The organism is Bradyrhizobium sp. SYSU BS000235, from assembly GCF_049747295.1.
In the GTDB taxonomy this organism is placed as follows: domain Bacteria; phylum Pseudomonadota; class Alphaproteobacteria; order Rhizobiales; family Xanthobacteraceae; genus Afipia.
On sequence record NZ_JBMHJM010000002.1, the window covers coordinates 22,544 to 47,860 of the forward strand.

Annotated in this window: 26 protein-coding genes and 3 pseudogenes; 13 read left to right on the forward strand and 16 right to left on the reverse strand. The window is 57.7% G+C overall.

All coding sequences use genetic code 11. From position 1 onward, the window contains the following. Positions 1 to 155: 155 nt before the first annotated feature. From nhaA to ACP0KA_RS25415, 4 genes are all read right to left on the reverse strand, one after another. Positions 156 to 1,496 (reverse strand): Na+/H+ antiporter NhaA, encoded by a 1,341-nt coding sequence (gene nhaA, locus ACP0KA_RS25400; RefSeq protein ID WP_424631964.1) that lies wholly within the window; start codon positions 1,494 to 1,496, stop codon positions 156 to 158. A gap of 998 nt (positions 1,497 to 2,494) precedes the next feature. After that, positions 2,495 to 2,869 carry a hypothetical protein gene (locus tag ACP0KA_RS25405; protein WP_424631736.1) on the reverse strand — a complete coding sequence of 125 codons (375 nt, stop codon included), beginning with the start codon at positions 2,867 to 2,869 and terminating at the stop codon, positions 2,495 to 2,497. A 44-nt stretch (positions 2,870 to 2,913) separates the two neighbouring features. Continuing rightward, on the reverse strand, positions 2,914 to 4,641 hold the full coding sequence (locus tag ACP0KA_RS25410; RefSeq protein WP_424631737.1) for a molybdopterin-dependent oxidoreductase: 1,728 nt from the start codon (positions 4,639 to 4,641) through the stop codon (positions 2,914 to 2,916). A 45-nt stretch (positions 4,642 to 4,686) separates the two neighbouring features. After that, positions 4,687 to 4,902 carry a DUF2945 domain-containing protein gene (locus tag ACP0KA_RS25415; RefSeq protein ID WP_424631738.1) on the reverse strand — a complete coding sequence of 72 codons (216 nt, stop codon included), beginning with the start codon at positions 4,900 to 4,902 and terminating at the stop codon, positions 4,687 to 4,689. A 165-nt stretch (positions 4,903 to 5,067) separates the two neighbouring features. Between ACP0KA_RS25415 and ACP0KA_RS25420 the strand changes: the two genes are divergently transcribed. Beyond that, a complete protein-coding gene (locus tag ACP0KA_RS25420; protein ID WP_424631739.1) occupies positions 5,068 to 5,643 on the forward strand; it encodes a DUF488 family protein in 576 nt (191 codons plus the stop codon). Between the two features lie 19 nt (positions 5,644 to 5,662). Here the strand turns inward: ACP0KA_RS25420 and sdhD are convergent, their stop codons facing one another. The 4 genes and pseudogenes from sdhD to ACP0KA_RS25440 all read right to left on the reverse strand — a co-directional run bounded on the left by sdhD (position 5,663) and on the right by ACP0KA_RS25440 (position 7,902). After that, positions 5,663 to 6,049, reverse strand: a complete 387-nt coding sequence (sdhD, locus tag ACP0KA_RS25425; RefSeq protein WP_424631740.1) for a succinate dehydrogenase, hydrophobic membrane anchor protein — start codon at positions 6,047 to 6,049, stop codon at positions 5,663 to 5,665. Positions 6,050 to 6,092: 43 nt separating this feature from the next. Further along, positions 6,093 to 6,476 (reverse strand): annotated as a pseudogene (gene sdhC / locus ACP0KA_RS25430) (succinate dehydrogenase, cytochrome b556 subunit); the annotation flags it as partial. Continuing rightward, complete coding sequence (locus ACP0KA_RS25435; RefSeq protein ID WP_424631741.1) at positions 6,473 to 7,312, reverse strand: succinate dehydrogenase iron-sulfur subunit; 840 nt, start codon at positions 7,310 to 7,312, stop codon at positions 6,473 to 6,475. The pseudogene sdhC and the gene ACP0KA_RS25435, both read right to left, overlap by 4 nt. Before the next feature lie 368 nt (positions 7,313 to 7,680). Beyond that, on the reverse strand, positions 7,681 to 7,902 hold the full coding sequence (locus tag ACP0KA_RS25440) for a hypothetical protein (protein WP_424631742.1): 222 nt from the start codon (positions 7,900 to 7,902) through the stop codon (positions 7,681 to 7,683). A gap of 1,708 nt (positions 7,903 to 9,610) precedes the next feature. Between ACP0KA_RS25440 and ACP0KA_RS25445 the strand changes: the two are divergent. Further along, positions 9,611 to 10,658 (forward strand): annotated as a pseudogene (locus ACP0KA_RS25445) (IS110 family transposase). A gap of 580 nt (positions 10,659 to 11,238) precedes the next feature. Here the strand turns inward: ACP0KA_RS25445 and ACP0KA_RS25450 are convergent. After that, positions 11,239 to 11,367, reverse strand: a complete 129-nt coding sequence (locus ACP0KA_RS25450) for a hypothetical protein (protein WP_424631743.1) — start codon at positions 11,365 to 11,367, stop codon at positions 11,239 to 11,241. On the opposite strand from ACP0KA_RS25450, the gene ACP0KA_RS25455 reads away from it, so the two are divergent. The 5 genes from ACP0KA_RS25455 to ACP0KA_RS25475 all read left to right on the forward strand — a co-directional run bounded on the left by ACP0KA_RS25455 (position 11,366) and on the right by ACP0KA_RS25475 (position 15,698). Continuing rightward, positions 11,366 to 11,524 (forward strand): hypothetical protein, encoded by a 159-nt coding sequence (locus ACP0KA_RS25455; RefSeq protein ID WP_424631744.1) that lies wholly within the window; start codon positions 11,366 to 11,368, stop codon positions 11,522 to 11,524. The genes ACP0KA_RS25450 and ACP0KA_RS25455 overlap by 2 nt on opposite strands. Before the next feature lie 150 nt (positions 11,525 to 11,674). Then, complete coding sequence (locus ACP0KA_RS25460; RefSeq protein ID WP_424631745.1) at positions 11,675 to 12,601, forward strand: Ku protein; 927 nt, start codon at positions 11,675 to 11,677, stop codon at positions 12,599 to 12,601. A gap of 425 nt (positions 12,602 to 13,026) precedes the next feature. Further along, complete coding sequence (locus ACP0KA_RS25465) at positions 13,027 to 13,773, forward strand: 50S ribosomal protein L11 methyltransferase (RefSeq protein ID WP_424631746.1); 747 nt, start codon at positions 13,027 to 13,029, stop codon at positions 13,771 to 13,773. Between the two features lie 867 nt (positions 13,774 to 14,640). After that, positions 14,641 to 14,823, forward strand: coding sequence for a hypothetical protein (locus tag ACP0KA_RS25470; protein WP_424631747.1), 183 nt, complete (start codon positions 14,641 to 14,643; stop codon positions 14,821 to 14,823). Between the two features lie 335 nt (positions 14,824 to 15,158). Beyond that, the gene (locus ACP0KA_RS25475; protein ID WP_424631748.1) at positions 15,159 to 15,698 is read left to right on the forward strand and encodes a DUF4142 domain-containing protein; all 540 of its coding nucleotides are present in this window, start codon (positions 15,159 to 15,161) and stop codon (positions 15,696 to 15,698) included. 62 nt (positions 15,699 to 15,760) lie between these two features. On the opposite strand, the gene ACP0KA_RS25480 is transcribed toward ACP0KA_RS25475, so the two are convergent. From ACP0KA_RS25480 to ACP0KA_RS25505, 6 genes are all read right to left on the reverse strand, one after another. Continuing rightward, positions 15,761 to 16,930: a zinc-dependent alcohol dehydrogenase gene (locus tag ACP0KA_RS25480; RefSeq protein WP_424631749.1), complete on the reverse strand. Its 1,170-nt coding sequence runs from the start codon at positions 16,928 to 16,930 to the stop codon at positions 15,761 to 15,763. A gap of 174 nt (positions 16,931 to 17,104) precedes the next feature. Further along, a complete protein-coding gene (locus ACP0KA_RS25485; RefSeq protein ID WP_424631750.1) occupies positions 17,105 to 17,614 on the reverse strand; it encodes a DUF72 domain-containing protein in 510 nt (169 codons plus the stop codon). A 185-nt stretch (positions 17,615 to 17,799) separates the two neighbouring features. Next, positions 17,800 to 18,411, reverse strand: coding sequence for a cell envelope biogenesis protein TolA (locus ACP0KA_RS25490; protein WP_424631751.1), 612 nt, complete (start codon positions 18,409 to 18,411; stop codon positions 17,800 to 17,802). Positions 18,412 to 18,466: 55 nt separating this feature from the next. Beyond that, a complete protein-coding gene (locus ACP0KA_RS25495) occupies positions 18,467 to 18,724 on the reverse strand; it encodes a hypothetical protein (RefSeq protein WP_424631752.1) in 258 nt (85 codons plus the stop codon). A gap of 125 nt (positions 18,725 to 18,849) precedes the next feature. Further along, positions 18,850 to 19,074 carry a hypothetical protein gene (locus ACP0KA_RS25500; protein WP_424631753.1) on the reverse strand — a complete coding sequence of 75 codons (225 nt, stop codon included), beginning with the start codon at positions 19,072 to 19,074 and terminating at the stop codon, positions 18,850 to 18,852. Next, positions 19,071 to 19,709 (reverse strand): cysteine hydrolase family protein, encoded by a 639-nt coding sequence (locus tag ACP0KA_RS25505; RefSeq protein ID WP_424631754.1) that lies wholly within the window; start codon positions 19,707 to 19,709, stop codon positions 19,071 to 19,073. Before ACP0KA_RS25505 ends, ACP0KA_RS25500 begins: the two co-directional genes overlap by 4 nt. Before the next feature lie 530 nt (positions 19,710 to 20,239). On the opposite strand from ACP0KA_RS25505, the gene ACP0KA_RS25510 reads away from it, so the two are divergent. From ACP0KA_RS25510 to ACP0KA_RS25525, 4 genes and pseudogenes are all read left to right on the forward strand, one after another. After that, entirely contained in the window at positions 20,240 to 20,815 is a 576-nt protein-coding gene (locus ACP0KA_RS25510) for a phosphatase PAP2 family protein (RefSeq protein ID WP_424631755.1), read from the forward strand. After that, positions 20,815 to 21,138: a DUF3147 family protein gene (locus ACP0KA_RS25515; protein ID WP_424631756.1), complete on the forward strand. Its 324-nt coding sequence runs from the start codon at positions 20,815 to 20,817 to the stop codon at positions 21,136 to 21,138. The genes ACP0KA_RS25510 and ACP0KA_RS25515 overlap by 1 nt, the downstream gene beginning before the upstream one ends. Positions 21,139 to 21,143: 5 nt before the next feature. Beyond that, entirely contained in the window at positions 21,144 to 21,353 is a 210-nt protein-coding gene (locus ACP0KA_RS25520; RefSeq protein ID WP_424631757.1) for a cupin domain-containing protein, read from the forward strand. A 214-nt stretch (positions 21,354 to 21,567) separates the two neighbouring features. Continuing rightward, positions 21,568 to 22,151: pseudogene (locus tag ACP0KA_RS25525) on the forward strand (HD domain-containing protein). Positions 22,152 to 22,542: 391 nt separating this feature from the next. Here ACP0KA_RS25525 and ACP0KA_RS25530 read toward each other — a convergent pair. Beyond that, a complete protein-coding gene (locus tag ACP0KA_RS25530) occupies positions 22,543 to 23,379 on the reverse strand; it encodes an outer membrane protein (RefSeq protein ID WP_424631758.1) in 837 nt (278 codons plus the stop codon). Positions 23,380 to 23,860: 481 nt separating this feature from the next. On the opposite strand from ACP0KA_RS25530, the gene ACP0KA_RS25535 reads away from it, so the two are divergent. Next, complete coding sequence (locus tag ACP0KA_RS25535; protein WP_424631759.1) at positions 23,861 to 24,274, forward strand: cupin domain-containing protein; 414 nt, start codon at positions 23,861 to 23,863, stop codon at positions 24,272 to 24,274. A 234-nt stretch (positions 24,275 to 24,508) separates the two neighbouring features. Next, positions 24,509 to 25,276, forward strand: coding sequence for an HD domain-containing protein (locus ACP0KA_RS25540; protein WP_424631760.1), 768 nt, complete (start codon positions 24,509 to 24,511; stop codon positions 25,274 to 25,276). The last annotated feature ends 41 nt before the right edge of the window (positions 25,277 to 25,317 follow it).

Genomic DNA, 25,317 nt, shown 5'->3' on the forward strand with positions numbered 1-25,317 from the left:
GCTTGTCGATGCAGACCGGTAGCCTCGGTGACGCTGTCCGTTGGTGGTCTGATGGCCGCAGCTGCGGCTCGTTCGGGCGCTTTCCTGAGCATGGCGATTCAACGGCGAATGATAAGAACGATACGTGCGGAGCTTTGAAAGGCTTGGAACCGTTTTCACTGACGTCGGACGTAGGTGGCGCCCCAGCCAAGGCCGAGTATGGCGGCGACAAGCGAACCGAAGAGTACGCCCAGTTTCGCCGCCCTCAATAATTCTTGATCGGAGAACGCGAGCATCGAGATGAAGATCGACATGGTAAAACCGATGCCAGCCAGCAGGCCGACCAGACAGACGCCACCCCACGAAACTCCTGGAGCAAGCCGACACCAGCCCAATCGCACCGCGATCCAAGTCGCGCCGACTACGCCAAGTGGTTTCCCAACGATCAAGGCAAGCGCAGTGCCCATCATCACGAGATAGCCCCCGGCGGAGAGATCAGCGCCCGTTAAGCTGACGCCGGCATTCGCCAACGCGAAGATCGGCATGACGCCGTAAGCCACCCACGGATGCATTGCCATCTGCACCCGCGACACCGGCGGCAACATCTCGCGGCGAGCTACGCGAAGGTCTCGCAGCGGTTGCTCCAACAGGTGCGGATCCCTTGCCTTCACCGCATCGCTAGTTCGCAACTGTTTGAGCACTCGCGACACTATTTCCAGCGGCGTTTCCCGCATCGGTATCGGGCGTGCCGGAGTTATCAGACCGAGCAACACACCTGCAAGGGTTGGATGGATCCCAGCTACCATGAACCCAATCCAAACTAAGGAGCCGGGCAATATGTAAAAGAGCGCAGAACCGATCCCAATCCGCTGAAATCCTAAAGCCGCGAGAACGCCGATCAACGCGATGACGAAACCGCCAAGCTGACGACTGGGGGTGTAGAAGAGTGCAATGATCAGTACCGCAATGATGTCGTCGATGATCGCCAGAGCAAGCAGGAAGACCCGCACACTGACCGGGATCTTTCGTCCAAGCAGCACGAGCACCCCAACGGCAAATGCGATGTCTGTCGCCGTTGGCACGGCCCAGCCCTGCGCTCCAGCCGGATCGCTGTTGAGGCTCACATAAATGAGCGCCGGGACGATCACGCCACCAGTTGCTGCGACCAGCGGCAAAATTGCTTGGTCCACTCTGCTCAGTGCGCCTTCATGCACCTCGCGCCGAATCTCCATGCCCACGACGAGGAAGAAGATTGTCATCAGCGCGTCGTTGACCCAGAAATGCAGCGACCGAGAAAAGACGTATTCGCCGACACCGATTGTAAGCGGAAGGTTCCAAAAGTCGTGATAGCTATGAGCGAACGGAGAGTTGGCCCAGATCAGTGCAGCGGCGGCCGCAACGAGAAGCACGGCACCGCTGACAGCTTCGACATGCAGGAACCGATAAAGGGTGCTGAGGGCCTGCTCAGCCAGCCGCTGGGCTTTCGGCAGATCGTCAAATGAAGAGCTATCGTTCATGGGGCGCACGCTTTCCGCGTGGCGGCCCGACCATCGCTTAACCTGTCGCTGCTCAATGCAGCGAGCACCCGAACGCCGTTATACATCGCTATGGCGACAATTCAACCTTGGAACGATGAACCGTCGCCAACTCGGCCGTGGCGTCGCGTCGTCGTTGAGTCTGCTTCACCCCAAAGAGCTATCAACTCCATCTATCTCTTCCGGAAGGGGCCAATCGCGTCATTTTGCGTCTCAGTAAGAGCGTCCGTTATTTGATCGATTCGTCGGCGTACTGCCCGATCCGCTCGCGACCGCCAATGCAAATTGATCCAGATCAACGAGGTGTCCGCGTCTGTAGGTTTGCTGAAAATACCAAAGAACTTCGCGCGGACGTGGAGGAGACCATGAAAGCAAGAATTGCTGTCGCGTCATTCGCCCTTCTAACAATCGGGTTCATGGCGGCGGGCACGGACACCGCAAATGCCGTGGTGTACTGCCAATACGTCAGTTATCCGGCGGGCTGCGTCGTAAGACCCGGCGTCGTGCTCAGGCCGCGCCCGGTTGCGCGCGCTGTACGCGGGTCGGTGACACACGGGACGGCAATAAATCGCGGCGGTCCAGTTAACCGCGTCGGTCGTCGCTAGCCTCTCAATTAGCGTTCAAGCGCTTTGCTTCCGGGCAATGCCCGCTTTGGGTCATTCGCGTCGATTTTCCGCGTCTAGATAAAGCCCGATCTAGCCCTGAGAGCAGACGCGGTCACAAGGGTCGGGTTCGTCGCATACGGGTCAAAAGCCAACCTCAAGCCGTTAATGATCTTACGTCAGCTCTTCCCTTGAAAGCCGACGTGTGCACCAAGTTGGCGAAGGTGGTTAAGGGCCAATTGCCTCGAAATGGATTCTCCGCTCCATGTCTGCTTTCCTTCCTGCAACCAATTGGCTGGTCGCGCTGAGTTCACTCGTGCCTTAACAACAGACATCTATCGAACGAGTTGGGCTGACGCGAATAGCGGCGCACATCAATCAAGAGTCAGAGTCTCGAAAATGATTGGCGCGCTCGACGAGATCTACCATGTGAGCGGCCGCATGAATCGTGAGAGGATGCTGGGTAAAGCCGGGCCGCGGGGAGATATAGCCTGCCATTTCACGAACCAATCGGAGTTGGTCATCCGATGCTGTTGCAAGCAGGGAAATCATCAGATTCTCCAACGCAATGACACGGATACGCAGCGTCACGAGTTCGGCATTGGTCAGATCGGGGACTGCAATTCGCTCAGCGTCGGGCGACGAATCCGTGGCGGGCCCCTCAGGCCCCGCGCCTCCTTCGTTGTCCCATCTGGACAGAGCGCGTTGACGCTGGTTCCAGTCGCTGGAAGTATCGGAGTTTTCTCGCGGCATGCGTAGCTCCCTCATTTGGTCACGAACTCGTCATCCCGGGGCGATCAGATCGGCATCCGATAGCCGTAGAACTCGTGGTCCTCATTGTAGCCGCCCTGACCCGCGCCGAGATCGACGAAATCGTGCACGAATTCGATCGCCGCGATCCACTTGACCATCTTGAAACCCAATTCATTCTCGCAGCGCAGCCGCAACGGCGCGCCATGCAGCACGCTAACCGGCGCGCCGTTCATCTCGTAGGCGAGGATCGTCAGGGCGTGGCGCATGTTCTCGATCTTGTGGACGTCGTAGTAGCGCCCGCGATCGGCGCCATCGGCCAGCGAATAGAACACGGCGTAACGAGCCTCCCGCATCGGCTTCACCAGAGCGAGGATGTCGCGCATGGTAACGCCGCCCCATTCGGCGACACCCGACCAGCCCTGAATGCAGAAATGCGTCGTGATCTGCTCCTGTTTCGGCATCGCCTTGAGGTCGGCGAGAGAGAATTCCTGAGGCGCCTCGACCAGCCCGCCGATCCGCAACCTGTAGCCGGCAAACTCCTCCGCGACGAGATCGTCAAACTCCCTGGAGTCGGGCATCGTGCCGTTTGGCCAGAAGTAAAGCGAGATATCCTGCTTCGTGAGCTGGGAGCGCGGATCCCAACTTTCCGCCAGTCCCATGATCCAGCCGATCATGAACGCGCCGGCGCGCTGCACCAGACGGGCGTGCCGGATGGTGAAGGGCGAAGCCAGCAGCCAGGCGATCGTCAGGATTGCCATCGCCAGCACGAACAGCGGAAAACCTGTCCAGGATGCGTTATCCACGCCGCCGAACATGTGGTTGGTGTTCTCTCTGATGCCGGTGACGAACACCATGGCGCCATGCGCCAGAATGAAACCCACGAACCAGGCAAAGGAGATGAAGTGAAGCGACCGCATCGCCTGCCGGTTGAACAATCTGCCGAACCAACCGAGCGCGTTGGAGATCGCCGGGCTATGCATCACCCCGGTGGCGATCGAGACCGGCGCGGCGACGAACATGAAATAATTGAGCTGCTGGAGGCCGTTGTAGCGGGTCCAGCTATGATCGACCGGAAAGTTCAGTGACGCATACTGGATCGCCGTGGACAGCGCGGCCGGGAAGACCTCCCAGGTCAGCGGCACCAGCCGGCGCCACTGGTCGGTGGAAAACAGCAGCGCATAGAAGGCGACGCCGTTGATCAGCCACAGCAGGTTGACCGAGAAATGCCACCAGCGCGACAGCCCTAGGGTATGGCGCAGGCCGGGAATGCCGAACCAGGTCGGCAGGGTGACGGAGTCGTCCTTGGCGGTCCAGACGCGGCCCTTCGGCACCGGTACCTGGAAGCGAAACCAGTCGGTTCCGGGCGTGCAATCGCGGCCCCAATAGAGCCGGGGATGATCGGCCAGAATTCGCAGTCCGGCCCGCATGGTGAACAGCATGAAGAACATGTTCAGGAAGTGCTGGAGCTGCAGCCACCACGGGAATCCCGAATCGACCGACGGCGCGCCCTGGGCAATGCCGGGATGCTGTTGGATAAAGGCCTCCACGCCGGGAAGTTCACGCAGGCTCTGAGCCAAGGCAATCAGACAAAGCAGCGCCGCGGCTGCAATCGGCAGACCCCACAGCGTGTTGATCCAGCGCCGGCCAATGCGAATCCGGGGTGCGATCCCCTGTAGTGGCGGCATCCAGTGATTGAGGCGGATGCGATCGTCGGCATCGCTAAGTTTTGCACGGAGCGGCTCAACCGGGAATGATTTTGAACCCGTGTGCATCGACCGATCTTTGTCTATCATCGGGCACACCTGACAATGGGGACGTCAATCGCCAAGCCTGGCAAGCGCGGAAGCCTTGTGGAAGGCGATATGATCCGTCTTGCTGCTCTTGATCTCGTATTGCGGCTCGTCCGGGGTCGCATGGTGGGTGTAGCCATTGACCTTGAAATCGCGGGTATGGATGCGGATAACCGTGCCGCTGACGCGGCCCGCCTCGGAATTCCAGCTTACGCGATCATGGATCTTGAAGCTCTTCGGCATGGTCGTTCGATCGGCTCCATCCCCCGTTTTTCCTAGAGCAGCATGAACATCCCAACCGCTGCGCGCTCTACCGGTTCCCCGATGTCGCAGTATTTACGTCGCAGTGTTTACCCGCCTTGCACTTCTGGTGTTTGGGACCCCGCGCATGGATAATGCTGGCTCATCATGTGTCTTGGTCGGTCGGGAGCAGCCCACACGAATATCTTTTTCACCATAGGGCACTCAACCAGGACGATCGTCGAGTTTGCCGATCTCTTGCGGGAGTCTGACGCCGACTTCGTTATCGACGTAAGGTCGATCCCCCGGTCGCGGACCAACCCTCAGTTCAATCGGGAAACACTCCAGGTGACGCTGGAGCCCTGGCAGATCGGCTACGAGCATATCGCCGAGCTCGGCGGCCGCCGCGGAAAGTCACGCGGCGCCGGGCCATCGCCCAATTCTTATTGGCGGGTTCAAAGTTTTCAAAACTACGCAGATTATGCCCTGACGGCGCCCTTCGCGGCCGGCCTGGCGCGGCTGCGGGAACGGGGCGGTCGGCACCGATGCGCGGTCATGTGCGCCGAAGCCGTCTGGTGGCGGTGCCACCGCCGGATCATCGCCGACTACCTTCTGGCCGCAGGCGAGCAAGTGATGCACATTCTCGGGAAATCGCATGTCGATGTGGCGAGCTTCACACCCGGCGCCGTTGTTCGCAACGATAGGACGGTGGTCTATCCCGCTCAAGATACGCAACCGGATTGAGGCAAGGGCTTCCGTGGGCTCAACCGCCGAAGGCAATTTGCAGAGTGGCGATGATGCCGATCACGGCGAGACCGTAACAGCCGAGCCGGATCGCGACTATTGCTGCAAACCTGACATCTGAATGGACATAATCCTCAATCACCACCTGCAGACCTAGCGCGGAATGATGAAATAGTGCGATCAACAAGAGGATCATGCAGTTGGTGGCAAGCGGCGACCTGATCCAGGCGATGAAGGCCGCGTAATCGCTCCCGGAGTGAGCGACAATTGAGGCGACGAACCATAAGCACAGAGGCACAAGCGCGACTGCTGTGGTGCGTTCCGCCCACCAGTGCCGGACGCCACTTTTGGCCGAACCGAGCCCAAGGGCGCGAGCCAGGGGCGAGCGGAACGAACGGCGATTCATTGGGGCCAACCCGCGACCAACAGCCTGATCTCCATGCGGTCACAGTGAGCGCTACGCTGGCCACTACGACCGTCCATCCAGAAATGTAGATCGACCGAGGTGCGAAGCTGTTGACCGTGTCCCAGACGAGATGACGGATGCCACCGCACAAATGCAAGAAGAAGGCGAAGGTGCAGCCGAACAGCGCGACCTGACCGACCCGGGATCCTATCACGCTCTGAACGACGCCATAGGCCTGGGGACCAGCCGCCGCAGCGCTAAGCCAGATCACTAGGCCCACGGCGCCGAGGCTCAGAATTAGCCCGGTGATGCGGTTGGCGATCGACAACACCGATGTGAGTTGCGGCCGATAGATCTGGATATTGGGCGAAAGCGGGCGTGGCCGCGCCGGCGTCGAATTGCCATCTGTGGTCCCGTTCTTGATCATTTCTCGCGCTCGACGATCGCCTTCTTGATCTCAGCGATGGCCTTGCCAGGATTCAATCCTTTGGGGCAGGTCCGGGTGCAATTAAGAATGGTATGGCAGCGATAGAGCCGGAACGGGTCTTCGAGCGCATCGAGCCGTTCTCCCTTCGCCTCGTCGCGGCTATCCGTCAGCCAGCGCCATGCCTGCAGGAGTGCCGCAGGTCCCAGGAAGTGATTGCCGTTCCACCAGTGGCTCGGGCATCCAGAGGTGCAGCAGAAGCAGAGGATGCACTCGTAGTAACCGTCGAGTTGGCTGCGTTCCTCGGGGGATTGCAGCCGTTCCTTCTCGGGCTCCAGCGTCTTGGAATGAAGCCAAGGCTCGATCGCTGCATACTGTGCGAAGACGTGCGTCAGGTCGGGAACGAGGTCCTTGATGATCCGCAAGTTGGCGAGCGGATAGATTGTTGCGTTCGTTCCCATGTCGGAGATGAACCGCGTGCAAGCCAGCCAGTTGGTGCCATCCATGTTCATAGCGCAGGAACCGCAGACACCCTCGCGGCACGAGCGGCGGAAGGCTAACGTCGAATCCACCTTGTTCTTGATCCAGAACAATGCATCAAGAACCATCGGTCCGCAGTCGTCGACGTCAACGTGAAACGTGTCGAGACGCGGATTGCCGCCGGAGTCGGGATCGTAGCGATAGATCTCGAACGCCTTTACCCGCTTTGCGTCAGCGGGTGCCGACCATGTGCGCCCCTTCTCGATCCGCGATTCCGGCGTGACCTTGAAGTTTCGCGGAATGGGAAACCGCTTGAGCCAGGAGAGGCGAGATATTTGATCCGAGGATTCGATGATCATTGTGGATCTTGCCTTTAGCACGATTAGGCCGCGCCAGCGTAGAGCACAATACACCTTTCAACTGCCGGCGTCCGCTTGGTTCCATGTTCGAATAGATTCCGGTCCGCCCTTATCGAGATAAATCGGTGATTGTCGCCGGGAGAACGGGACGGCTAGTCTGGCGGATTCCTCAACTTTGTCTATGACGCCGAACTCGGCCAAGTCTGTTGCGGGTCAGACGCGGACTTCGGGAAACGTTCCCAAAAGCTCATAGGCAGTTGTCGCCGAGGGTGGCGCTAGTCTGAGATAGAATGGTCCAGGCTCAACCCTCTTCTCAACCGCATTCTCAGGCCGCCGATGCACTGCGTTCGGTTGGCAACGGTACCGACCTATTCGTTGAGGTTTATCTCGAGGACTCCAGGCTCTGGCGATCTGAAACAATAAAAACGCAGGGCGCCGCCATCTGACGTCGAGCGGAATATAACCTGGGCATCACCGTCCCACTCGGTCAACTCCGCAATCAAATCCTGCACCGTCAACAGCTTGTCGAAGTTGGGCGCGGTCCTTATTGGTGGCACACCGCCTCGGCTCACCTCATCACTGCCCTTCATGATTATCCTCGGTCGCTCAACGATTCAACGCTCAGCTTGTGTTCAGTTCTGATTGACTTTGTGCCGCTTCACTCTCCGCCAGCGGAGAAGACATGACAGACAGACGATTAAGCCGCCCCCAACGAATGCGAGGATGGGATGATCGGAGATATTTACGCCATAGAACTTACCAAAGAAAAATAACCCAACGGCAAAAGCCGCGGCCGAGACAACGACATATGTCCCGAAGCCGTCTCCGGGATACGGAAGATATTCTTTTGCAGCCGTAGACGGAGAATCCCTACGCCGATCAGGCGTCATAAACGCAATGCCATAACCACAACGACCAAGCCGCAGAACAGGGGAATAATAATCGGCGGAACGAGCCAATCTCGGAGGCGGAATGGCGCTTCATTTGACATAGCTAAATCTCCCGAGCCCGCATTTGCCAAGCTCTTCATTGTCCACAGCGGCAAATTATGCAGGCGTGCTCGCCGCCGGCTAGAACGGCTGTGCTGTAATGTCTTAAAGGACACGAGCTTATCTTCGCTCGGGCAGCGGCCTCATTTGGTTGGCCGCAAAATCGCACAGGTATCTCCCTTCGGGAAACGGATACGTGCACCCTGTAACTGTGGATCTGTGACCCTGATTACAATGGTAGAGTGCTGCTTTTAAATTAAGCACCGAAACACTGCCGACCAAGATCGTCACGAATTAAGGCAACTCGAAAAAGCCACTATGCGCGCTCCGCTGTGACCGCCCCGCGACAATAAGCCCAATGCTCGTGGATCACTCTATCGGCGCCGCGGCGATTAATGACTCGCTATGTGTAGGTCAACGAGCGCACAGTGAATCCATCACCCGCGTGCCCTCGGCAGTTACTGGTGACTGAGAGTTTTGTGCTCCCGCCTGATTACGGAGAGCAACATGACAACAGTCCATCCGACGCCGCATTGCGTCTTGTGCCACAAGCCAATGAAATTCATGCTCGTCAAAGGCGGCGGTCGCAAATTCCAATGCGAAACATGTGGCCAGCCTGATCCTCTCCATTCCGACGAAGCACTTGGCTGGCTGAAAGGCGAGCTTGGAAAGCGGAACACCGAGACATAAATCCGTCTTAGCGGTCGCGGGTGGATCGTTCCTTCATCACCTTTGTTCACCACCAGCCAAGCACTCGGCGGAGAAACTGATGGCGTCGCGGGAAAGAGAGATAGCTTATCGGTACACCAAAAAGACCCTGGCCCACGTCAGGTGGCTTAGTACTCTGCCGCCATTACAATCCCTCGCGATCCGGAGAAGCGATATCTTGCGACATTGCCTCCTGCTGCGCGGAATGATGAGGGATGGATATCGTTCGCCAGACCTTCCTGCCGATGAATTCCTGCTGCGTGCGCAACAGTGTCTGGTTCTACTTCGCAAGGCCCGTACTCGTGCGAAGCGAGCCATGCACTAAATGAAAAAGCCGCGCCCGGTGAAGGAGCGCGGCTAACGTCATGAAATAGGCAACAGGTAAACAACGACTATGCGCCTCTGATTGAGGCCGCGTCCCGCGACATAGTGTCCGCCTTTACCGGGCATGGTCTGTATCCAGTTGCCGTCCCTTGCCTCTGTTGGCTGGTTGGACCGAATAGACCGTCTGGACAGGAATGTCCGCTAATGGGATGGACCGGCTGCTTCCCCGTCGGAGCAGTCTGCCTAGACTACTCCGCATTAACCCGGAGAAGCACCTATGAACACTGCCCCACACCCTCTCGCATCGATCGGCATTGATATCGGCAAGGAAGTTTTCCACGTCGTAGGCTTCGGTACTGATGGTAAGATTGCTTTCCGCCGCAAGATCAAGCGGTTTGCGCTTTTTGCAGCATTCAAGGAACTTCCGCCTTGTATCGTCGGCATGGAAGCGTGCCTCAGCGCTCATTTCGTCAGCCGCTCCTTGCGTCAGCTCGGGCATGAGCCGCGGATTATTCCTGCAATTTATGTGAAACCTTCGTGAAGGGGCAGAAGAACGATTACAATGATGCCGAGGCCATAGCCGAGGCCGCATTGCGCCCCAACTTACGAACCGTCCGAGAGAAGACTCAAGATCAACTCGATCTGCAGGCCTGTCATCGTGTCCGGTCCCGGCTCGTCTCTCGCCGGACATCGACAATCAACCAGATACGGGCGTTCCTCTTGGAGCAAGGCATTGCGGTCAGGTCTGGCACAAGCGCCCTTCGCAAATCCCTGTTCGAGATACTGAGGAACCGCAAAGACGAGATCTCGCTCCGAATGGCCAAGCTGATTGCTGGACTCTATGAAGATTGGACTCAGCTGGATCAACGTATCGAAGCCGTCACTGGGGAGATCGAAGAGCTTAGCCAGAGCGAAGCTAACTGTCGGCGACTGATGAGCATACCCGGGATAGGGCCGATCATCTCGACAGGCTTGGTGGCCGCGATCGGGACAGGCGAAGCTTTTGAACGCGGTCGCGACTTCGTGCCTGGCTCGGGCTCGTCCCTCGACAATACAGCACAGGCGGCCGCTCAATCCTGGGACGCATCTCAAAGCGCGGCAGCAAGTACCTCCGGACACTCTTTATCCAGGCCGCAAAGGTCCTTCTGATGCGTCCGCAAAACTGGGACCGCTATAGCTTTGGCGCTTGGCTCAAAACTGCGGCGGAGCGATTGCACAGGAACAAGCTTGCTGTCGCCTTGGCCAACAAGCTCGCTCGCATCGCCCGGAGTGTCCTGCGCAAAGAAAGAGCTTTCGACAATCATTTTGAGGCTGCGGCTATCTGAGCTGTCACCTCAACCGAGTTCGCGAGCGACAACTGCATGGAACGGATTGATAGACGCACTCTGAATCTGGTGACCCAAATGGCTGCTCCGCAACCTGTCCGCTAATGAGATCACGGTGCGTGCGTACTCCCATCAAGGCCACGGCCCGCGAGCCGATCAACAGGCCGGATACATATCAGCGACTTCCGCCAGCACATTTCACTTGCGAAGTGCAGCCGGTCCATACATTTGGGTCAGAAGCGGACTTCGGGAAACCTTCCCTTTGCGCCAAAAGCTCATAGGCAGTTGTCGCCGAGGATGGCGCTAGTCTCAGATAGAGTGGTCGAGGCTCAACCCTCTTCCCAACCTCATTCTCCGGCCGCATGCACGATGCGCGGCGTTCGGCTGAAGCCTAGTTGAGCGGCTCCAGTCCCCATGTAATGAACATCACCGCACCGCTTTCGGCATCTATTGGTGATTCTGAGTTTTGCGCTCCCGGCTCAACCAGGGAGCGCCCTCATGCGCGACTATCGCGCGTTTACATAATTCAGACGGCCATTTTGAAAACCCCGTCGCTCTACAATGCGCGGATGCGATGAAGCTACTCCAGGCGCGTCCAGATGTGCATGCGGCTAGGATTGAACCACACGAAGAAAGGCTTGTTGTCGCGATTTGCCCGCTCAATGAAGCCGTTCGTGGCGTCAAGGAATTCCTCGTCGATGGTTTCCATGCGCTTCTTGGTCAGCGGTCAGGGTATCCTCGCATCTGCTTGCCAGGACCGAACGGGCATCGTCGCCTGGCGTGTCGGTCGCGACGGCGACGGACACTTCATCACACCACGCGGGCCGCACTGGGCTCTGAATGCCGGATTCTTCGGAAAGTCCTGATGTTCCAGAAGGCGGCGCGGCCGGCGGTGCAGGATTGCTGCCCGTTCCGCATTGACACCGGCACAAGGGTCCCTTCGTTCTGCAAGGAACCTCAGCAGACCTACTTGCTTGAATCCCGGTTCTGTAGGCGTAAAACCGGAGTTTCCGCGTATGGCCCCCCGCGCCAATTGGAAGGGTTTTCTTCGACTGTCATTGGTGACATGTCCGGTCGCCCTTTATCCGGCGACGTCGGACGCTCACAAGGTGAGCTTCAACCAGATCAACAAGAACACTGGCCACCGAGTTCGCTACCTCAAGGTCGACGCCGAGAGCGGCGAAGAAGTCGCAAACGACGACATCATTAAGGGCTACCCGATCGACAAGAACAACTACATCCAGGTCACCAAGGATGAACTCGAAAACATCGCGCTCGAATCCACACGAACGATCGACATCGACGAGTTTGTGCACAAGGACGACATCGACACTCGCTACTTGATCCGCCCCTACTATCTGGTGCCCGACGGCAAGGTCGGCCATGACGCTTTCGCGGTCATCCGGGAGACCATCCGCAAAATGGGCATGGTAGCGATCGGCCGCGTGGTCTTGACTAGCCGCGAGCACATCATTGCCCTCGAACCTCTGGGTAAGGGATTGATTGGCAATCTACTCCGGTACCCGAACGAGGTGCGTGATGAAAAGGGCTACTTCGATGACATTCAGGACGTGAAGATCACGAAGGACATGCTGGATCTCGCTCAGCACATTGTTGAAGGAAAATCCGCCGACTTCGAGCCGGAGAAATTCGAGGACCACTACGAGACCGCCCTGGTCGAGCTAATCAATCAGAAGCGAGCGGGACAGCCGATTAAAGCGCCTGCCACATCACGCACGAGCGGAAATGTGATCGACCTGATGGATGCTCTGCGAAAAAGCCTCGCGCGCGGGGGCTCTGAAACTGCGCTCGCAGCGAAGAAGCGTAAGAAGCGCGCGGCCGGCCAAAAGGAAATGCTACTGCCAATCAGCGGGAAGGCGAAGGCCGTAAGAAATCAGCGAAACCCAGTTCGATCGCCTGCGCGCACGCGAAAGGTCAGTTAGGTGGACAAACCGAGCGATGGTGTTCCTATGGGATGGGAACCGTTCAACGACGACGACCACCGGATGACGTGCACAGTGTGCGGCGAGCGGTTCGACATGCGGGAGCTGGAGAACATCGGTAAGCACCTACATGATGTAAGCGAGGTGGAATTCGTCGAAACCTTCGGGCCGCCAACGCGGAGGGACTGATGCCTCTACACTTGGAAGCGATCATCGCGCTGCGACTTCCGGATGAATTGGCTGAGTGGGCCGAGCAGTTCGATACATTGCCGCATGAGAGGCTGTGGCCGGTCTCCCGTCCTGCGACTGCTTCGGCACGTCGCCCACGCGGCCGCCGAAGGTGCCCCGCGCAGGATTTCCGTCGACTGACTCTGTGGCATCGCTGACTGCGCCGCGCTTTCGTCGCTCCCCAGTAGGAGGCTTCCTTGACGAACCAAATCCCCCGCTCAGTCGACAGCGACTTCAACGTTCTCAATTGGCGCGGAACGCCGCACGGGCCGTTCCGCCGTCTTTTGCGCCACTTTATTCATTTCTTCTCATATCATCTCATCCTTAGCCGCCAGAACATCCGAACGACCCGCGCGGCGGGCTTCCGCCTGCGCGTACGGCCGACGGTCTTCCACCCCCGCTTCTTTCTGAGTAGCGAGTATTTTGCGGAGTTCCTCGACGGGCTCGACCTGAGCGGCAAGTCCGTGGCTGATATTGGCACAGGGTCTGGCATCTTGGCTCTGGCGGCCGCGCGCGCCGGCGCGGCGGAGGTTTTGGCGCTCGACATCAATCCCCATGCGGCTCTCTCGGCGCTGGAGAATGCGCAGGCGAACGGCTTTGGTGACCGTGTGAGCGTCGCCTGTATGAACCTCCTCGCCGCGCTTCCAGTGCGCCCGCTTTTCGATGTGATATTATCAAGCCCACCCAAGCATGCTGGCGAGCCGCGCGACCTCGCGGATCGCGGCTGGCACGCCGGCCCTCAATATCGGGACGTGGCTGCCTTGTTCAAGCAGGCCAGCGAGCGGCTGAAGCCCGACGGCCGTCTCTACGTCATGGTATCGTCGGACTCCGATCTCGACCTGTTCCGTCGGCTGATTGACGAGGCCGGCTTCCGCGCACGCCTCGCCTACGAGCGCTCATTCTACATCGAGTCGATGATTCTCTACGAGCTGCGTGGTCAATAGCGTCGGTCCGGCTGGCTTACCCTTGCTGCCGGTCCGCTCGCTCATTTAACTCCCGGGTCATCGCACTTTGGCGAACAAAGACAGCGTTCGGCGGCGAGCCCTGGCGAGGCCTTTGACACAGGCAAGCGACGGCGCACACAGAAGTGCGACCACAACGACAATGCGGGACATGGGATTTCCTGTTATGTATAGAGTGCGTTCAATGGGCGCCGTTGAGTTTGTGACCCCTTCTCAACGGCTCGAACTTCAAGCGGCCAGTCCGTGCAGGAGCTGGCCGCTTTTTTGGAACCTGCCGTACAGCTTTCCGTTTAGCGGCTGACCGTAGCGCTCTGGGATGGGCCGCAAGTTTCTGTTTTGCGGGATCGTTGCGCGTGTCGATGGCCGGACCGCTCATCGGTATTCCCTTTCAAGATTCGCGCGCTGCCCTGTTATCCACCCGTTGCTTCCGCAGTTCGCGGAAGTCGTCTTCTAGCGCTGTGACGCGACGGCCGGTCTATCTGCCGTTATTCGGCGACAGGAATCGACGGGTTCATTTTCGCGACTCTTAAGCACTTCACCAGCTTTTCGATTTCATCTTCCATTGCCTTCATTCCCGAGATCATGGCGATCCCTCTTACAGCGGTGCAATTGCGTCCTCGAGCGTTTCCGTAGCATCGGCCTGCGCCGAAGTTCGGCCTGCTGGGCGTCAAAGGTTGCCTGCGACGTTCCTGCAGCTTGGCGAGGTCCGGCGCATCGTTATCTGCGGCGCTCCGTTTCCTACCCAGTCATCCACTTGGTACGCAGACGATGGACATTTTGCCTCATGCGGCAATAAGGAACTCCGTTCCGTTCCGATAATTGGCCCGGTACATCTAAGAAAGACACCGCATGCCTTTTACATCGCCACTTTGGAATCCCGAATGGATAGGGGCGATCCTTATCGTGCTGCTTGGCGCCGCTATAGTTTATGGCGTCATGCGAAATCGCCAGCGCATGCCTAAGGATGTCCAACGTACGGAGGCGGCAACAAAGGCTCTTTATGCGGAAGAAGATAAACGCCAAAATGATTAACGGGTGACAGATGATTGCTTGAGCCATCCCACCCCCGCGACATCTGATCATTTTTCACGTCGCTAAACCTTAAGCCCACGCCTTCGCTTTGCTGGCGTTCGCCACAACATCTTATGAAGGCCCCCGAAAGACTTTACCCTCCTCTCCGGCGCTATCGGTCTGGACCGCAGTTGTTTAGCGCGTCTCTATTTTGATGCAGAAAGCGCGGCGTCCTGAGCTTATCTTAAATTAGAGTAATCCTCCTGCATCTAGGCTCGATGGGGGCACCCGAGCTAGGCCGTTCTGGAACAAACGCAAAAACCGTCCTTGGGAGGTCTCTCTCGGAGGACATTGAAATGTATCGAATCTTAATAGCTATTGCGTGCCTTGGCCTCGCGACTGCGGCGTCCGCTCAGTCGGTCGGCGAAAAGACTGGCGTCAATTCGACCTTGGGCATTAGCCCTACTACAGCGGATTTTGTGAAACAGGTCGCAATAAGCGACATGTTTGAGATTCAGTCCAACAAAGTAGGTGAAGAAAAGGGAACTGGTCCAGACAAAACGTTCGCGAAGCAAATGGTGACTGATCACACTAAAACCAGCACCGAACTGAAGACGCTTGTATCATCAGGTAAGGTGAAGGCCGAGCTGCCGACCGCGCTAGACAGCGCGCATCAAACCAAGCTCGACAAACTTAAAGGCTTAAGCGGAAGCGATTTCGTCTCCAATTATCGCACGATGCAGGTTGATGCACATAAGGACGCAGTTGACCTCTTTGAGCGGTACGCAAAGGGCGGCGATGACGCGGAACTTAAGAGCTGGGCGGGTAAGACTCTTCCTGCGCTCAAGCATCATCTTGAGATGGCACAGGGCTTAGAAAAGCAGGCGACCAAATAGACGTTACCCTAGCAGGAAAAGTCCGCGCCTTCTAAGCGCGGATTTTTTTGACCGGCGGACAGTCAGGGCCTAAGGACGACCTTGATCACGCCGTCCTCCTTATCGCGAAACTTCTTGTACATAGCAGGCGCGTCTTCCAGGCTCGCTGGATGGGTCACGACGAAACTTGGATCAATTTCGCCCTCTTCGATCTTCTTCAAAAGAGGCTTGGTATACGATTGGACATGCGTTTGACCGGTCTTAATGGTCAGGCCCTTGTTCATGGCCGCGCCGATCGGGATTTTGTCGCCCATCCCTACATAGACGCCAGGAATTGAAATCGTCCCCGCCTTTCTGCAGCACATGATTACTTGGCGTAAGACGTGCACGCGATCCGTCGCCAACATGGTTGCAGCTTTCACTTTATCTAAAATGGCATCGGCCGCACCATGGCCGGCTGCCTCGCAGCCCACGGCATCAATGCAACTGTCCGGGCCGCGCTTGTCGGTTAGCATCATCAATTCGTCGTACACGTCGGTCTTGGAAAAATCGATTGTCTCCGCGCCTCCTGTCCGCGCCATTTCAAGGCGCTCTTGCACTTCGTCGATTGCGATTACACGGCCCGCCCCCATCATGTGAGCCGACCGGATCGCAAACTGCCCGACGGGACCGCACCCCCAGACGGCAACGGTGTCTCCGTTCTGAATTTGAGCATTCTCTGCGGCCATATAACCGGTCGGAAAGATGTCTGAAAGGAAAAGGGCCTGTTCGTCGGTTAAACTGTCGGGCACCTTGATGGGGCCTACGTCAGCCATCGGAACGCGCAAATATTCAGCCTGTCCGCCACTATAACCGCCGAGCATATGGCTGAAGCCAAACAAGCCGGCCGGCGAATGTCCCATCGCCTTGATTGCAATTTCAGCGTTTGGATTGGTGCGATCACAGCAAGAATACAAGCCCTTTTCGCAAAACCAGCACTGGCCGCAGCTGATAGTGAATGGGACAACTACTCTGTCCCCTTTTCTAAGGTTTTGTACTTCGCCCCCGACCTCGACCACCACACCCATATTTTCATGGCCTAGGATGTCACCGCTCTTCATGGTCGGTTGATATCCGTCCAAGAGGTGGAGATCAGAACCGCAGATGGCGCATGCAGTGATTTTGATAATCGCGTCGCGGGGATTCTGAATTTTTGGGTCGGGTACAGTATCGACCCTTACATCGCCTTTTCCGTGCCAACATAATGCTCGCATGGCGTTTCTCCTTGTGAGACGCCAACTGACTTATTCACGGCACGTTCCACCTATTGGACGCTAGTCACCAAAATCGAGTGATTTCGATGCCTCGTGATCCGCTGAAGAAGATTTGGGATTGGATACGACGCGCGCCACTTTCTCCAGATTTCGTTCTGGCCGTGGCATCGGGCCTCATTGCGTGGCTGGTGGTGCTTTTTCGCTGCAGGAGCAGAAGATGATGCCCGCTTTCTTGAAGGCGCGATAAACTTCCTCGTTCCACCAGCTCTTGTGCCGGAATTCCACGACGTTGCGGCGCGCCGGATCGAGTTGGCTCACAATCGAATTGAGGCGCGGCTTCGTGTAGTGATAGCTGGGGGGCAGCTGGAAGAGAAAGCACCCCATCTGCTGCCCCAGAATATCAGCGATGATGCCAAAATCGCGGATGAGAGTCTTAGTTCCCTTAAATCGCTTCACATGAGTTATGAGTTCGCAGACCTTGACCGTGTAAACGAACTCCCTGTCACGCGACTGACGGCGCCAGGCCTGAACGTTCGCAACGGTGGGCCAGGAATAAAATGAAGCATTGATTTCGACGGTGTCGAAGGCGTTCGAGTAGTGGCCGAACCAGCCCGGTTGCGGCACGTCTGCGTAAAACGAATCCCGCCATTTCCAGTATCGCCAGCCCGAGCATCCAACGAACACCGATTTTCCCAACTCATGCGAAGTATGTACCCCGTTCGCTTCCATCTTTCGCCGCGCGAAATGCATCTTCGCGGCACGTCTGATATTGTCATTTCGCTGTTTCTCGCGCCCGAGCCGACGCCGCTCACGACGCTCCTCAGGCGTTAGTTCCCTCTTCTCGGAATGTGTGCTTGCACGGGGCATGGTCAACTGCTTGCCTTGCGGACGGCTGCGTCCAGCCGGTGCTTCGCTTTCTTCCAGCGCTCATCTTCAGCTTCGGCACGGCGTTGGACCGCCTCAAGATCCTTCTCAATCTGCGCCGCTTTCTCTTCATGCTCCTGCGTTTCCCTTTCCGACGCTGCCTCTGCTGCTTCCCGTGCGGCCTTCCTCCGCGCCCGATCCTTTGCCGCTGCGGCTTCTTCCTTCTGCCGCTGCTTTTCGCGGCGCGCGCGTTCTTTTTCGAACGCGGCTGCTGCTCTGCGCTCCGACTTCTTATCGGTCGTCAGTGTCCTGCCTGCCTTTGATTTCGCCGCCCTGGCTTTGGCCTTGCGCGGACGGGCGTCGAGCGACACGGCCGTTGGCAAATCCGCATGCTCACGGAAAGGCGCGTCAGATCCCACGGGCCGATGCAGGACGACGCCGGGCTGGTCCATTGCCGCCGCGATGACTTTGCTGTCATCGGACTCTTTTGCAAAACCCTGATGGAATAGATTGCTGCCCGCGCCCCAGGCTTCGAGCGCCGCCTTCATCGACGGCGCCGCTACGGCAAGATCGTAAAAGCCCTGCGATGTCTGATAGACCTTGAGTTTCCGCGCCATAGGCTTCCAATGTTCCGCGGCAGCCTCTGGTTCCGCGTCAGATGCCTCTGCCCGCCTACCCGGTCATTTCCTTCTCAGCTCTGGGAAACCAGCGCCAGATGCCAAGGATATTGATCAGGAGGAGAATGACGTTCTGGATGACGAGCGAGGCCTTCTCCTCGAGCCAGCCGTCGACCATCCATGCGACGGATGCGACAATGAAGATTGAAAACCCCGAGACCATGACACGGGCATTCCAGTTGGCGGCCACAAGCGCTGCGGCAAAGACCGTGGCCACGGCTGCAAACGTCCTCAGCAGCATCATCCCATCCATAAGCGCTCCTTGATCGGTGCCATGTTGTCCGAAGGCTTCACAGCTGAAGGATTTCTTGCGCGCGAATGACGATCTCCTCCTGACTCAACTCGGCTTCCAGCCTCTTGCGCAAAGATCGCCAGAATTCAGGCACGAGCCGGTCCGTCATCACCTCGACGAGCGATGTTGTCGCGCTCCGTTTCGCCGCCGCTGCGCCAAAGTCCCTGAGCGGGAGCGCGCACGAAGCTCGTCGCGCCGCCAAACCTGCCGGTCAGCTCTTTCAGAAGCCCTTCGAACCAGGCTTGCGAGACGGGTTCACCGTTGCCGGCTTCTTTAGGCAAAAGGATCTGGATGAGGTGGGATACGCTCATGACAATTGCCCTGCCCGCGCGCAGCCGGGCCAACTGTCAAGGATGGTTCCGGTCGTGACGCATTCAACTTGCTGGGCAAAGCGGTTCATGTAGACATCCATCGTCGCGTCATGGGTTTTGTCGGCCGAACTGCACAGTGCGTCCGTAACGAGAATGGTACGGAAGCCCCAGTCGATTGCGCCCAGCATAGTCGCGAGTACACAGACATCGGTCTCACCACCGGTGATGATGATGGTCTCGACTCCCGCTCCGCGCAGCTGCCGATGCAGGTCGGTCCCGGTCCATGGCGAATAAACATGCTTGTCGAAGGTGCGGGCTGGCGGGACGAACTGCGCTAGTTCGGGGACCAGGCCGACCATTTCTGGGCCGAGTTGGTCGATAGTCATCGATCCCCAGCGCGCATAATAGTGCCGCCACATGCCGACGCCGTGGCCCGGCTTCGCGGCGGGGATGAAACGCGTGAAGACCGTCCTCTCAGCATGGGCGGATGCAATTGCCACGACGTTCGGCAGGACGCGGGGTAGCCATGGCATCTGCCATTCGGTGCCTTCCGCGAACATTCTCTGCATGTCGACGCAAATATGGACCGTATTTTCTCCCGGCGCTCCGTAGCGGAGCTCGTCGTTCTTTGACATCGCGATCTCCTTAAAAACCAGCTCCAACGGAGTCTTTTAAGGTTAGTTCCTGTTTTCGAGAAGGGTTGCAGGGCGCAACGCAACCTCACTAGCCCCGCGGGAATTTGCGGGGATAGACAGTTAAGGGCTGCTCCAGAGCGCGAGCGCGCTTTGCCCCTTGACGGCCGGTAGGCGAAATCCCCTCCTGATGCGCCAAGGGGGCGTATCTTCGGTCCCGACGAAGAGACTTGCAGTCCACCAGGACGCCTAGAGGCAAGGTCGACAGCGCAGATGGCGGCGCACCCGAAAAGCCGTAGTCAACCTTGCCCGCATACTTGAGGTCGTTGCCATTTCGGTGACCGGGGAAAAGCCCATCTCCTTCAGTCGACGTCGAACGCTATGAGCACCGGGAGTTTGTCGGAACGGACGCAAAACTTTTCTGTTTTAGCGATGTCCGCGTTGCGACGAATGCTTCCATGCCCCCGGCCTAGCTCGCAGACTTGGCCGACTGATTTCCTAGACTTTCAATGAGATTTCACGAGTGAGAGAACATGCCAATCAGGGTCTCACCAACAAATTTTGACATAGTAGTAGCGAATGTGGTCGCCGACCATGCTCATCCGCTGCCCGAGTCAGTCGCGCGGACTCTCACCTACGGCGCGGACGAGAAGCTTCTTATTGCGCTTGCAGGCGCGGTGTGGATCTACGCCCGCGAGAGAAAGCCTAGTCTCCGACCCGCAGCCGACCATCTCTTAAGGGTCACCCTCGTGACGTCGATACTTCCGCATTTCCTGAAGGCATACGTCAATCAGACGCGCCCGGACCGATACGTAGTCGCCGCTCACCGGCGCGGCATTCCGATCTCCGGCCATGCGAACGATGCTTTTCCGTCCGGCCATGCCGTGCACATGGGCGCTCTGGCTTCTGCGGCGACCATGCTGCGACCGAAATATCGCAACGTAGTGTGGGCCGCGACGGTTGGGCTTTCCATTTCACGCATCCTTATACTCGCGCATTGGACGAGTGACGTGATTGTTGGCTTCGGTATCGGTGCCGTGATAGAGCGACTTGTGCGGCCCTTCACGCGCTTCCCATCACCGCCGGGAACCAGACGGCGGAGCGGATGATGGGCGAATACGCCATTCGCTTTGTTCTGGGCGGTTTTGTCGTTTCCGCATTTGCAATGCTTGGCGACTTACTCCGTCCTAAAAGCTTCGCAGGGCTGTTTGGCGCCGCGCCGTCCGTTGCCCTTGCAACGCTTGCCATCGCCATCGTCCAACACGGTCCGCTGTATGCCGCCGTGCAAACCCGAAGCATGGGGATTGGAGCCGTTGCGCTTGCTGTCTACAGCGTGCTCGTCTGTCATAATCTAGTGCGTGCGCACCTTCATGCACTCGCAGCGACGCTGGTGGCTCTTGTGGGCTGGCTGGTCGTTGCTGGCGGTCTTTAGGGACGGTGCTTCAGGGCACCTGGCACTTCGGCTTCGGCGACAAGTTCGACAAGAGCAAGCTGAAGACGCTACCGGTCGGCTCGGTTTACACAGAACCCGATAAGGCGCCGCACTTCGCAATGACCGGCGACGAACCAGTGATCGTACTGCTCACTGGTAACGGACCTACCGACACAATCTATGAAAATCCCGCGGACGATCCAACAAAGAAGTGAAGCAATACAGGTACCGACTGCGTCAAAGCTCAGGAAACATAACCCGCCGGAATCTGCGGGTTTTCCGCCTATATTTGGCCGAATTCTCAAACGGACCTGGAAACTTCCACAATTCTGCATTGAAAGGAACGAGGATGTCGACAAGCGAACCAAATGAGCTGCTCATGATGCCGCAGCCGTCGCGATCGATGGCGCGAGTATCCCAGACAGCAAAATGGCCAGGGATCTAAGGCAGTTGGTCCGCGATACGGAAACCGACCTTCTGTTTAACCATTCCACCCTCGTTTATCTTTTCGGAGCCTTAGGGAAAACGACGTGGGATGAAGTTCGACGCAGAGCTTCTTTACGTCGGCGCAATGTTTCAAGATATGGGTCGTACCGACAGATATCAGAGCTCGCAAAACCGCTTCGAGGTCGATAGTGCGAACGTCGCACGTGATTTCCTGCGGGGATATGCGATCCCCGAACGGGAGGTCGAAACGGTGTGGGATGCTATCTCGCTACACACCACACCCGGAATACCTGAACACAAGCGGCCCGAAGTAGCTCTATTGACGTCCGGCGTCGAGATGGGTCCCGCGTACGAGCAATTCACCGAGGCGCAATGAAATGCTGACAGCCTACCCTCGCGGAAATTCCTTCAAGAACAACATTATTGGCGCGTTTTATCATGGGATGAAGCACAGGCCGGATAGCACATTCGGCACAGTCAATGATGACGTCCTCGCTCACTGCGACCCGAATTTCAAGCGCGGGGACTTCTGCAAAATCATATTGCAGTCACGCTGGCCCGGCTGACCGCGACCTGTCTCAAAGGTCGGCCAGCGCGACGCCGTCAAGACTTGCGCTGTCCGATCGGCTGTCATCCCCTCACCCTGGATGCCGTCAGGCCGGTGGCGGCCCCGATCCTTTTCCTCTCCGAACTCTACGAGATTTGCCAGGAAAAGATCTTTCTTCCTGCTGGCTGAGATTGGATTCGACGGCGCACTCCCGTACCGGGCGGCGAGAGCTCGATCGGCTGGAATGCAAGGCTCCAACGCAGGCTTCACTGCGCCGCCGACGTGCATCCTGTCCACGGAAGGATCTTCAACACAATCGGTCACTAAGAGACGCGGCGTATTTTGGTGACGTAGCTCAACAAAAAGCCCCGGACCGTCCGGGGCTTTCAACCTTGCGCTAAGAGAAGAGATCAGTACCTCACGACAGCCGGTCCGCCGAACGTGTGGTTGATGCCAACGCGAGCAATCGCACCCGTCGTCTTCCATCTGTAACCAACTTGGCAGAGCCCAGTCCCACCGCAAGCTCCTGCAGGAAGACCTGGAATGCCATTTGCAGTTGTGGAGACCGTGCCAAGATCATAGTAGAGACCTTCGAACTTGGCCGACCAGGCGCCAGCAAATGCCCACTCGACCCCGCCGCCAGCTGTCCAGCCAACACGGGTGTCCGAAATGCTCGCGGGATACATTTGGTTGCCTGCAGGCAGAAAGTTTGAGTTCGCCGTGTATTTTACATCGCCATAGGCCAAACCTCCTGTCGCATACAGGAGCACTTGGGGTGCTGCGGCAAATCCTACGCGGCCGCGCACTGTCCCGAACCAGTCGATCTTCTCGCTGGTTGAAAGCGCAGACCCGGGACCGTATGGGGTGCCATTGAATTGAATGATTGGCGACTGCATCGCAGAGCCGTTTATGTCCGCTCCTTGAATGTCAGACTCGATTCCCCACACCCACGCACCAGTCTGCCAATTGTAGCCGATCTGCGCTCCGCCCAGCACACCCTTCGGATTGGGACCGAGAGTGGTCGGAGCCAGGCTGCCAAATCCAGCCGCAGTTGGCAATGGGTTGAAGGATGTATCCCCATTACCCCAACCGTAGCCGATGTTGCCGCCGACATAGAAACCTGTCCAGCTGTAGACTGGGACCGCTGGCGAAGGCGACTTTGTATACATCTTTGCTGGAAGATCCGCAGCCGAGGCTGCCCCGACACCAATGACAAGGGCGGAAAGGGCGAAAGAGAGTCTCTTCATATGGGCATTCCAAACAGGGCGGAATCAAACAATTTCCTGATCTGTATGCCGTACCTGTTTAGCCGCGTCTGTGCCCCATAAACAACAGCACACAACCATTGATGAGTTATTCGCAGAAGTCTCGTAAGTGACTGATTTTGTCAGTGCGTGCTCCCGCGAAACCAGAAGAAGATGTCCGTTCGGGGTCATTTGCAAATTCCCCGGCCGTTCAGGCTATGTCTGCTCTGCTCCTAGAAGCGGACAATGCCGGCCATATCGTCTGAATGAGGAGGGTCAGTCAGTCCATAGGTCGTCGCGTTCGTGACTTCGAGGCCCATCAACTCTTGCTTGCGTCTACACAGTCGTACTGGAGAGGTAAGCCGCAGGAGCGACGGCGCTTTCGTACCGGATATCGTTTCAACGGTACACAATCTTGATAGATTCTTGGTGCTTTTCTCCATCCCAGGAACTGACATCTTCTGGCTGGCAGAAGGAGAACTTCATGAGCATCCAGAGAATCGTAATAGCAGTCGGTGCCGCCCTTGCGATTGCAGGTGCTCCTGCAGCGTTTGGCGGTCAAACCGAAACGGTCGCGCCTAAGTTCGATCAAACGATTCCGACCATCCCTGGTAAGTCGCTTGTCGTCGTGGAAGTCAACTATGCACCGGGCGCGGCTTCCCCGGCGCACACTCACGCGAAGTCCGCCTTCATCTACGCGTATGTGCTCTTAGGTGAAATCGAGTCGAAGGTGAATGATGGTGATACCCGCATCTACAAGGCTGGCGAGAGCTGGTCTGAACCGCCGAGCGCGGTCCATCAGATCAGCCGCAACGCAAGCAGGACTCACCCGGCAAAGCTCCTCGCCGTCTTTGTCGTTGATTCCGCCGACAAGACGCTCACCACCCCCCTCAAGTAAAAAGCGACAGACCGATGACTGTGGGGGCTCACTACAACCGATCGCAGCAAATGGCGCGTCGGTTCGACGAGAAGGAGATGTCGGCTCTCACGCTCGCGATCGGTGTGATAAACGATTATACTCGCATCGCCATCGGCTTCGCAACACGCCGCACAGTCCGCACGGCAGACCAGACTCTAAGGGGTTTAGGAAGCAAAAACGAAAAGACCTAGTTTCGCCAGAAAGGAGACGGCCATGAAGCTTCGTTCCGCTCTCGCGTCTGCCGCCCTCGCGATGGTGATCGCCGGATCGGCTTTTGCATCAAACTGTCAGGCCGAACCGGTCTCGCCGAGCGGCGATAAAGCGGCCTCGAACGCCACAGCTGAGATTTCAGAAGTCAAAGTTCCCGACACAAAAATGACTCGCGACGCTGCGCATATTATTCATGAGAGCGAAAGCGATTTGCTGTATCAGCACTCTGCGCGCGTTTATTGTTGGGCGGCCTTGGAAGGAAAACGGAAGGGTCTGACCTTTGACCCGGAACTTCTTTACGTAGCTGCCATGTTCCACGATTATGGTTTGACGGCGGGTTATGGGGACAGCCATCTGCGCTATGAGGTGGACGGCGCGAACGCCGCACGCGACTTTCTGAGGAGCCACGGCATCTCAGAAGCTGATAGCCAGAGCGTCTGGCTTGCGATCGCGCTGCATACAACAAATGGGATTTCCCCGCACCTTTATCCCATCGCTGCATTGCTTGCCCAAGGAGCCAACATGGATCTCGTCGGCGCCGGTTTTCACGAGTTCACTCAGGCGCAGCGAAGCGCTGTCGAGGCGGCTTATCCGCGCCCGGCACAATTCGCCGAAGGTTTCCTGCAAGAGCTTTACGACAGCCTCAAGCACCGTCCTGAGACCACCCAAGGGACCGGTCTGGCCGACGTCATGGCCTACAAGGACCCTAGTTTCCACCGCAGGGACTTCAGCCTTCTGATGCGAAAGTCGCCCTGGACTGGCGGACGATAACCGAAGCCAGCGATCGGTATCGGATCGAACGGACGGACGGA

Excerpts from the sequence above, each read along its gene's own strand:
- ACP0KA_RS25470 (WP_424631747.1), top strand. The coding sequence starts at position 14,641 with ATGCCTTTTACATCGCCACTTTGGAATCCCGAATGGATAGGGGCGATC.
- ACP0KA_RS25530 (WP_424631758.1), bottom strand. The coding sequence starts at position 23,379 with ATGAAGAGACTCTCTTTCGCCCTTTCCGCCCTTGTCATTGGTGTCGGG.
- ACP0KA_RS25540 (WP_424631760.1), top strand. The coding sequence starts at position 24,509 with ATGAAGCTTCGTTCCGCTCTCGCGTCTGCCGCCCTCGCGATGGTGATC.
- ACP0KA_RS25440 (WP_424631742.1), bottom strand. The coding sequence starts at position 7,902 with ATGAAGGGCAGTGATGAGGTGAGCCGAGGCGGTGTGCCACCAATAAGG.
- ACP0KA_RS25510 (WP_424631755.1), top strand. The coding sequence starts at position 20,240 with ATGCCAATCAGGGTCTCACCAACAAATTTTGACATAGTAGTAGCGAAT.
- ACP0KA_RS25490 (WP_424631751.1), bottom strand. The coding sequence starts at position 18,411 with ATGGCGCGGAAACTCAAGGTCTATCAGACATCGCAGGGCTTTTACGAT.
- ACP0KA_RS25410 (WP_424631737.1), bottom strand. The coding sequence starts at position 4,641 with ATGCACACGGGTTCAAAATCATTCCCGGTTGAGCCGCTCCGTGCAAAA.
- ACP0KA_RS25500 (WP_424631753.1), bottom strand. The coding sequence starts at position 19,074 with ATGAGCGTATCCCACCTCATCCAGATCCTTTTGCCTAAAGAAGCCGGC.
- ACP0KA_RS25420 (WP_424631739.1), top strand. The coding sequence starts at position 5,068 with ATGTGTCTTGGTCGGTCGGGAGCAGCCCACACGAATATCTTTTTCACC.
- ACP0KA_RS25460 (WP_424631745.1), top strand. The coding sequence starts at position 11,675 with ATGGCCCCCCGCGCCAATTGGAAGGGTTTTCTTCGACTGTCATTGGTG.
- ACP0KA_RS25475 (WP_424631748.1), top strand. The coding sequence starts at position 15,159 with ATGTATCGAATCTTAATAGCTATTGCGTGCCTTGGCCTCGCGACTGCG.
- ACP0KA_RS25505 (WP_424631754.1), bottom strand. The coding sequence starts at position 19,709 with ATGTCAAAGAACGACGAGCTCCGCTACGGAGCGCCGGGAGAAAATACG.
- ACP0KA_RS25480 (WP_424631749.1), bottom strand. The coding sequence starts at position 16,930 with ATGCGAGCATTATGTTGGCACGGAAAAGGCGATGTAAGGGTCGATACT.
- ACP0KA_RS25455 (WP_424631744.1), top strand. The coding sequence starts at position 11,366 with ATGCGCTTCTTGGTCAGCGGTCAGGGTATCCTCGCATCTGCTTGCCAG.
- sdhD (WP_424631740.1), bottom strand. The coding sequence starts at position 6,049 with ATGAATCGCCGTTCGTTCCGCTCGCCCCTGGCTCGCGCCCTTGGGCTC.
- nhaA (WP_424631964.1), bottom strand. The coding sequence starts at position 1,496 with ATGAACGATAGCTCTTCATTTGACGATCTGCCGAAAGCCCAGCGGCTG.
- ACP0KA_RS25535 (WP_424631759.1), top strand. The coding sequence starts at position 23,861 with ATGAGCATCCAGAGAATCGTAATAGCAGTCGGTGCCGCCCTTGCGATT.
- ACP0KA_RS25450 (WP_424631743.1), bottom strand. The coding sequence starts at position 11,367 with ATGGAAACCATCGACGAGGAATTCCTTGACGCCACGAACGGCTTCATT.
- ACP0KA_RS25435 (WP_424631741.1), bottom strand. The coding sequence starts at position 7,312 with ATGATCATCGAATCCTCGGATCAAATATCTCGCCTCTCCTGGCTCAAG.
- ACP0KA_RS25495 (WP_424631752.1), bottom strand. The coding sequence starts at position 18,724 with ATGGATGGGATGATGCTGCTGAGGACGTTTGCAGCCGTGGCCACGGTC.
- ACP0KA_RS25415 (WP_424631738.1), bottom strand. The coding sequence starts at position 4,902 with ATGCCGAAGAGCTTCAAGATCCATGATCGCGTAAGCTGGAATTCCGAG.
- ACP0KA_RS25515 (WP_424631756.1), top strand. The coding sequence starts at position 20,815 with ATGGGCGAATACGCCATTCGCTTTGTTCTGGGCGGTTTTGTCGTTTCC.
- ACP0KA_RS25405 (WP_424631736.1), bottom strand. The coding sequence starts at position 2,869 with ATGCCGCGAGAAAACTCCGATACTTCCAGCGACTGGAACCAGCGTCAA.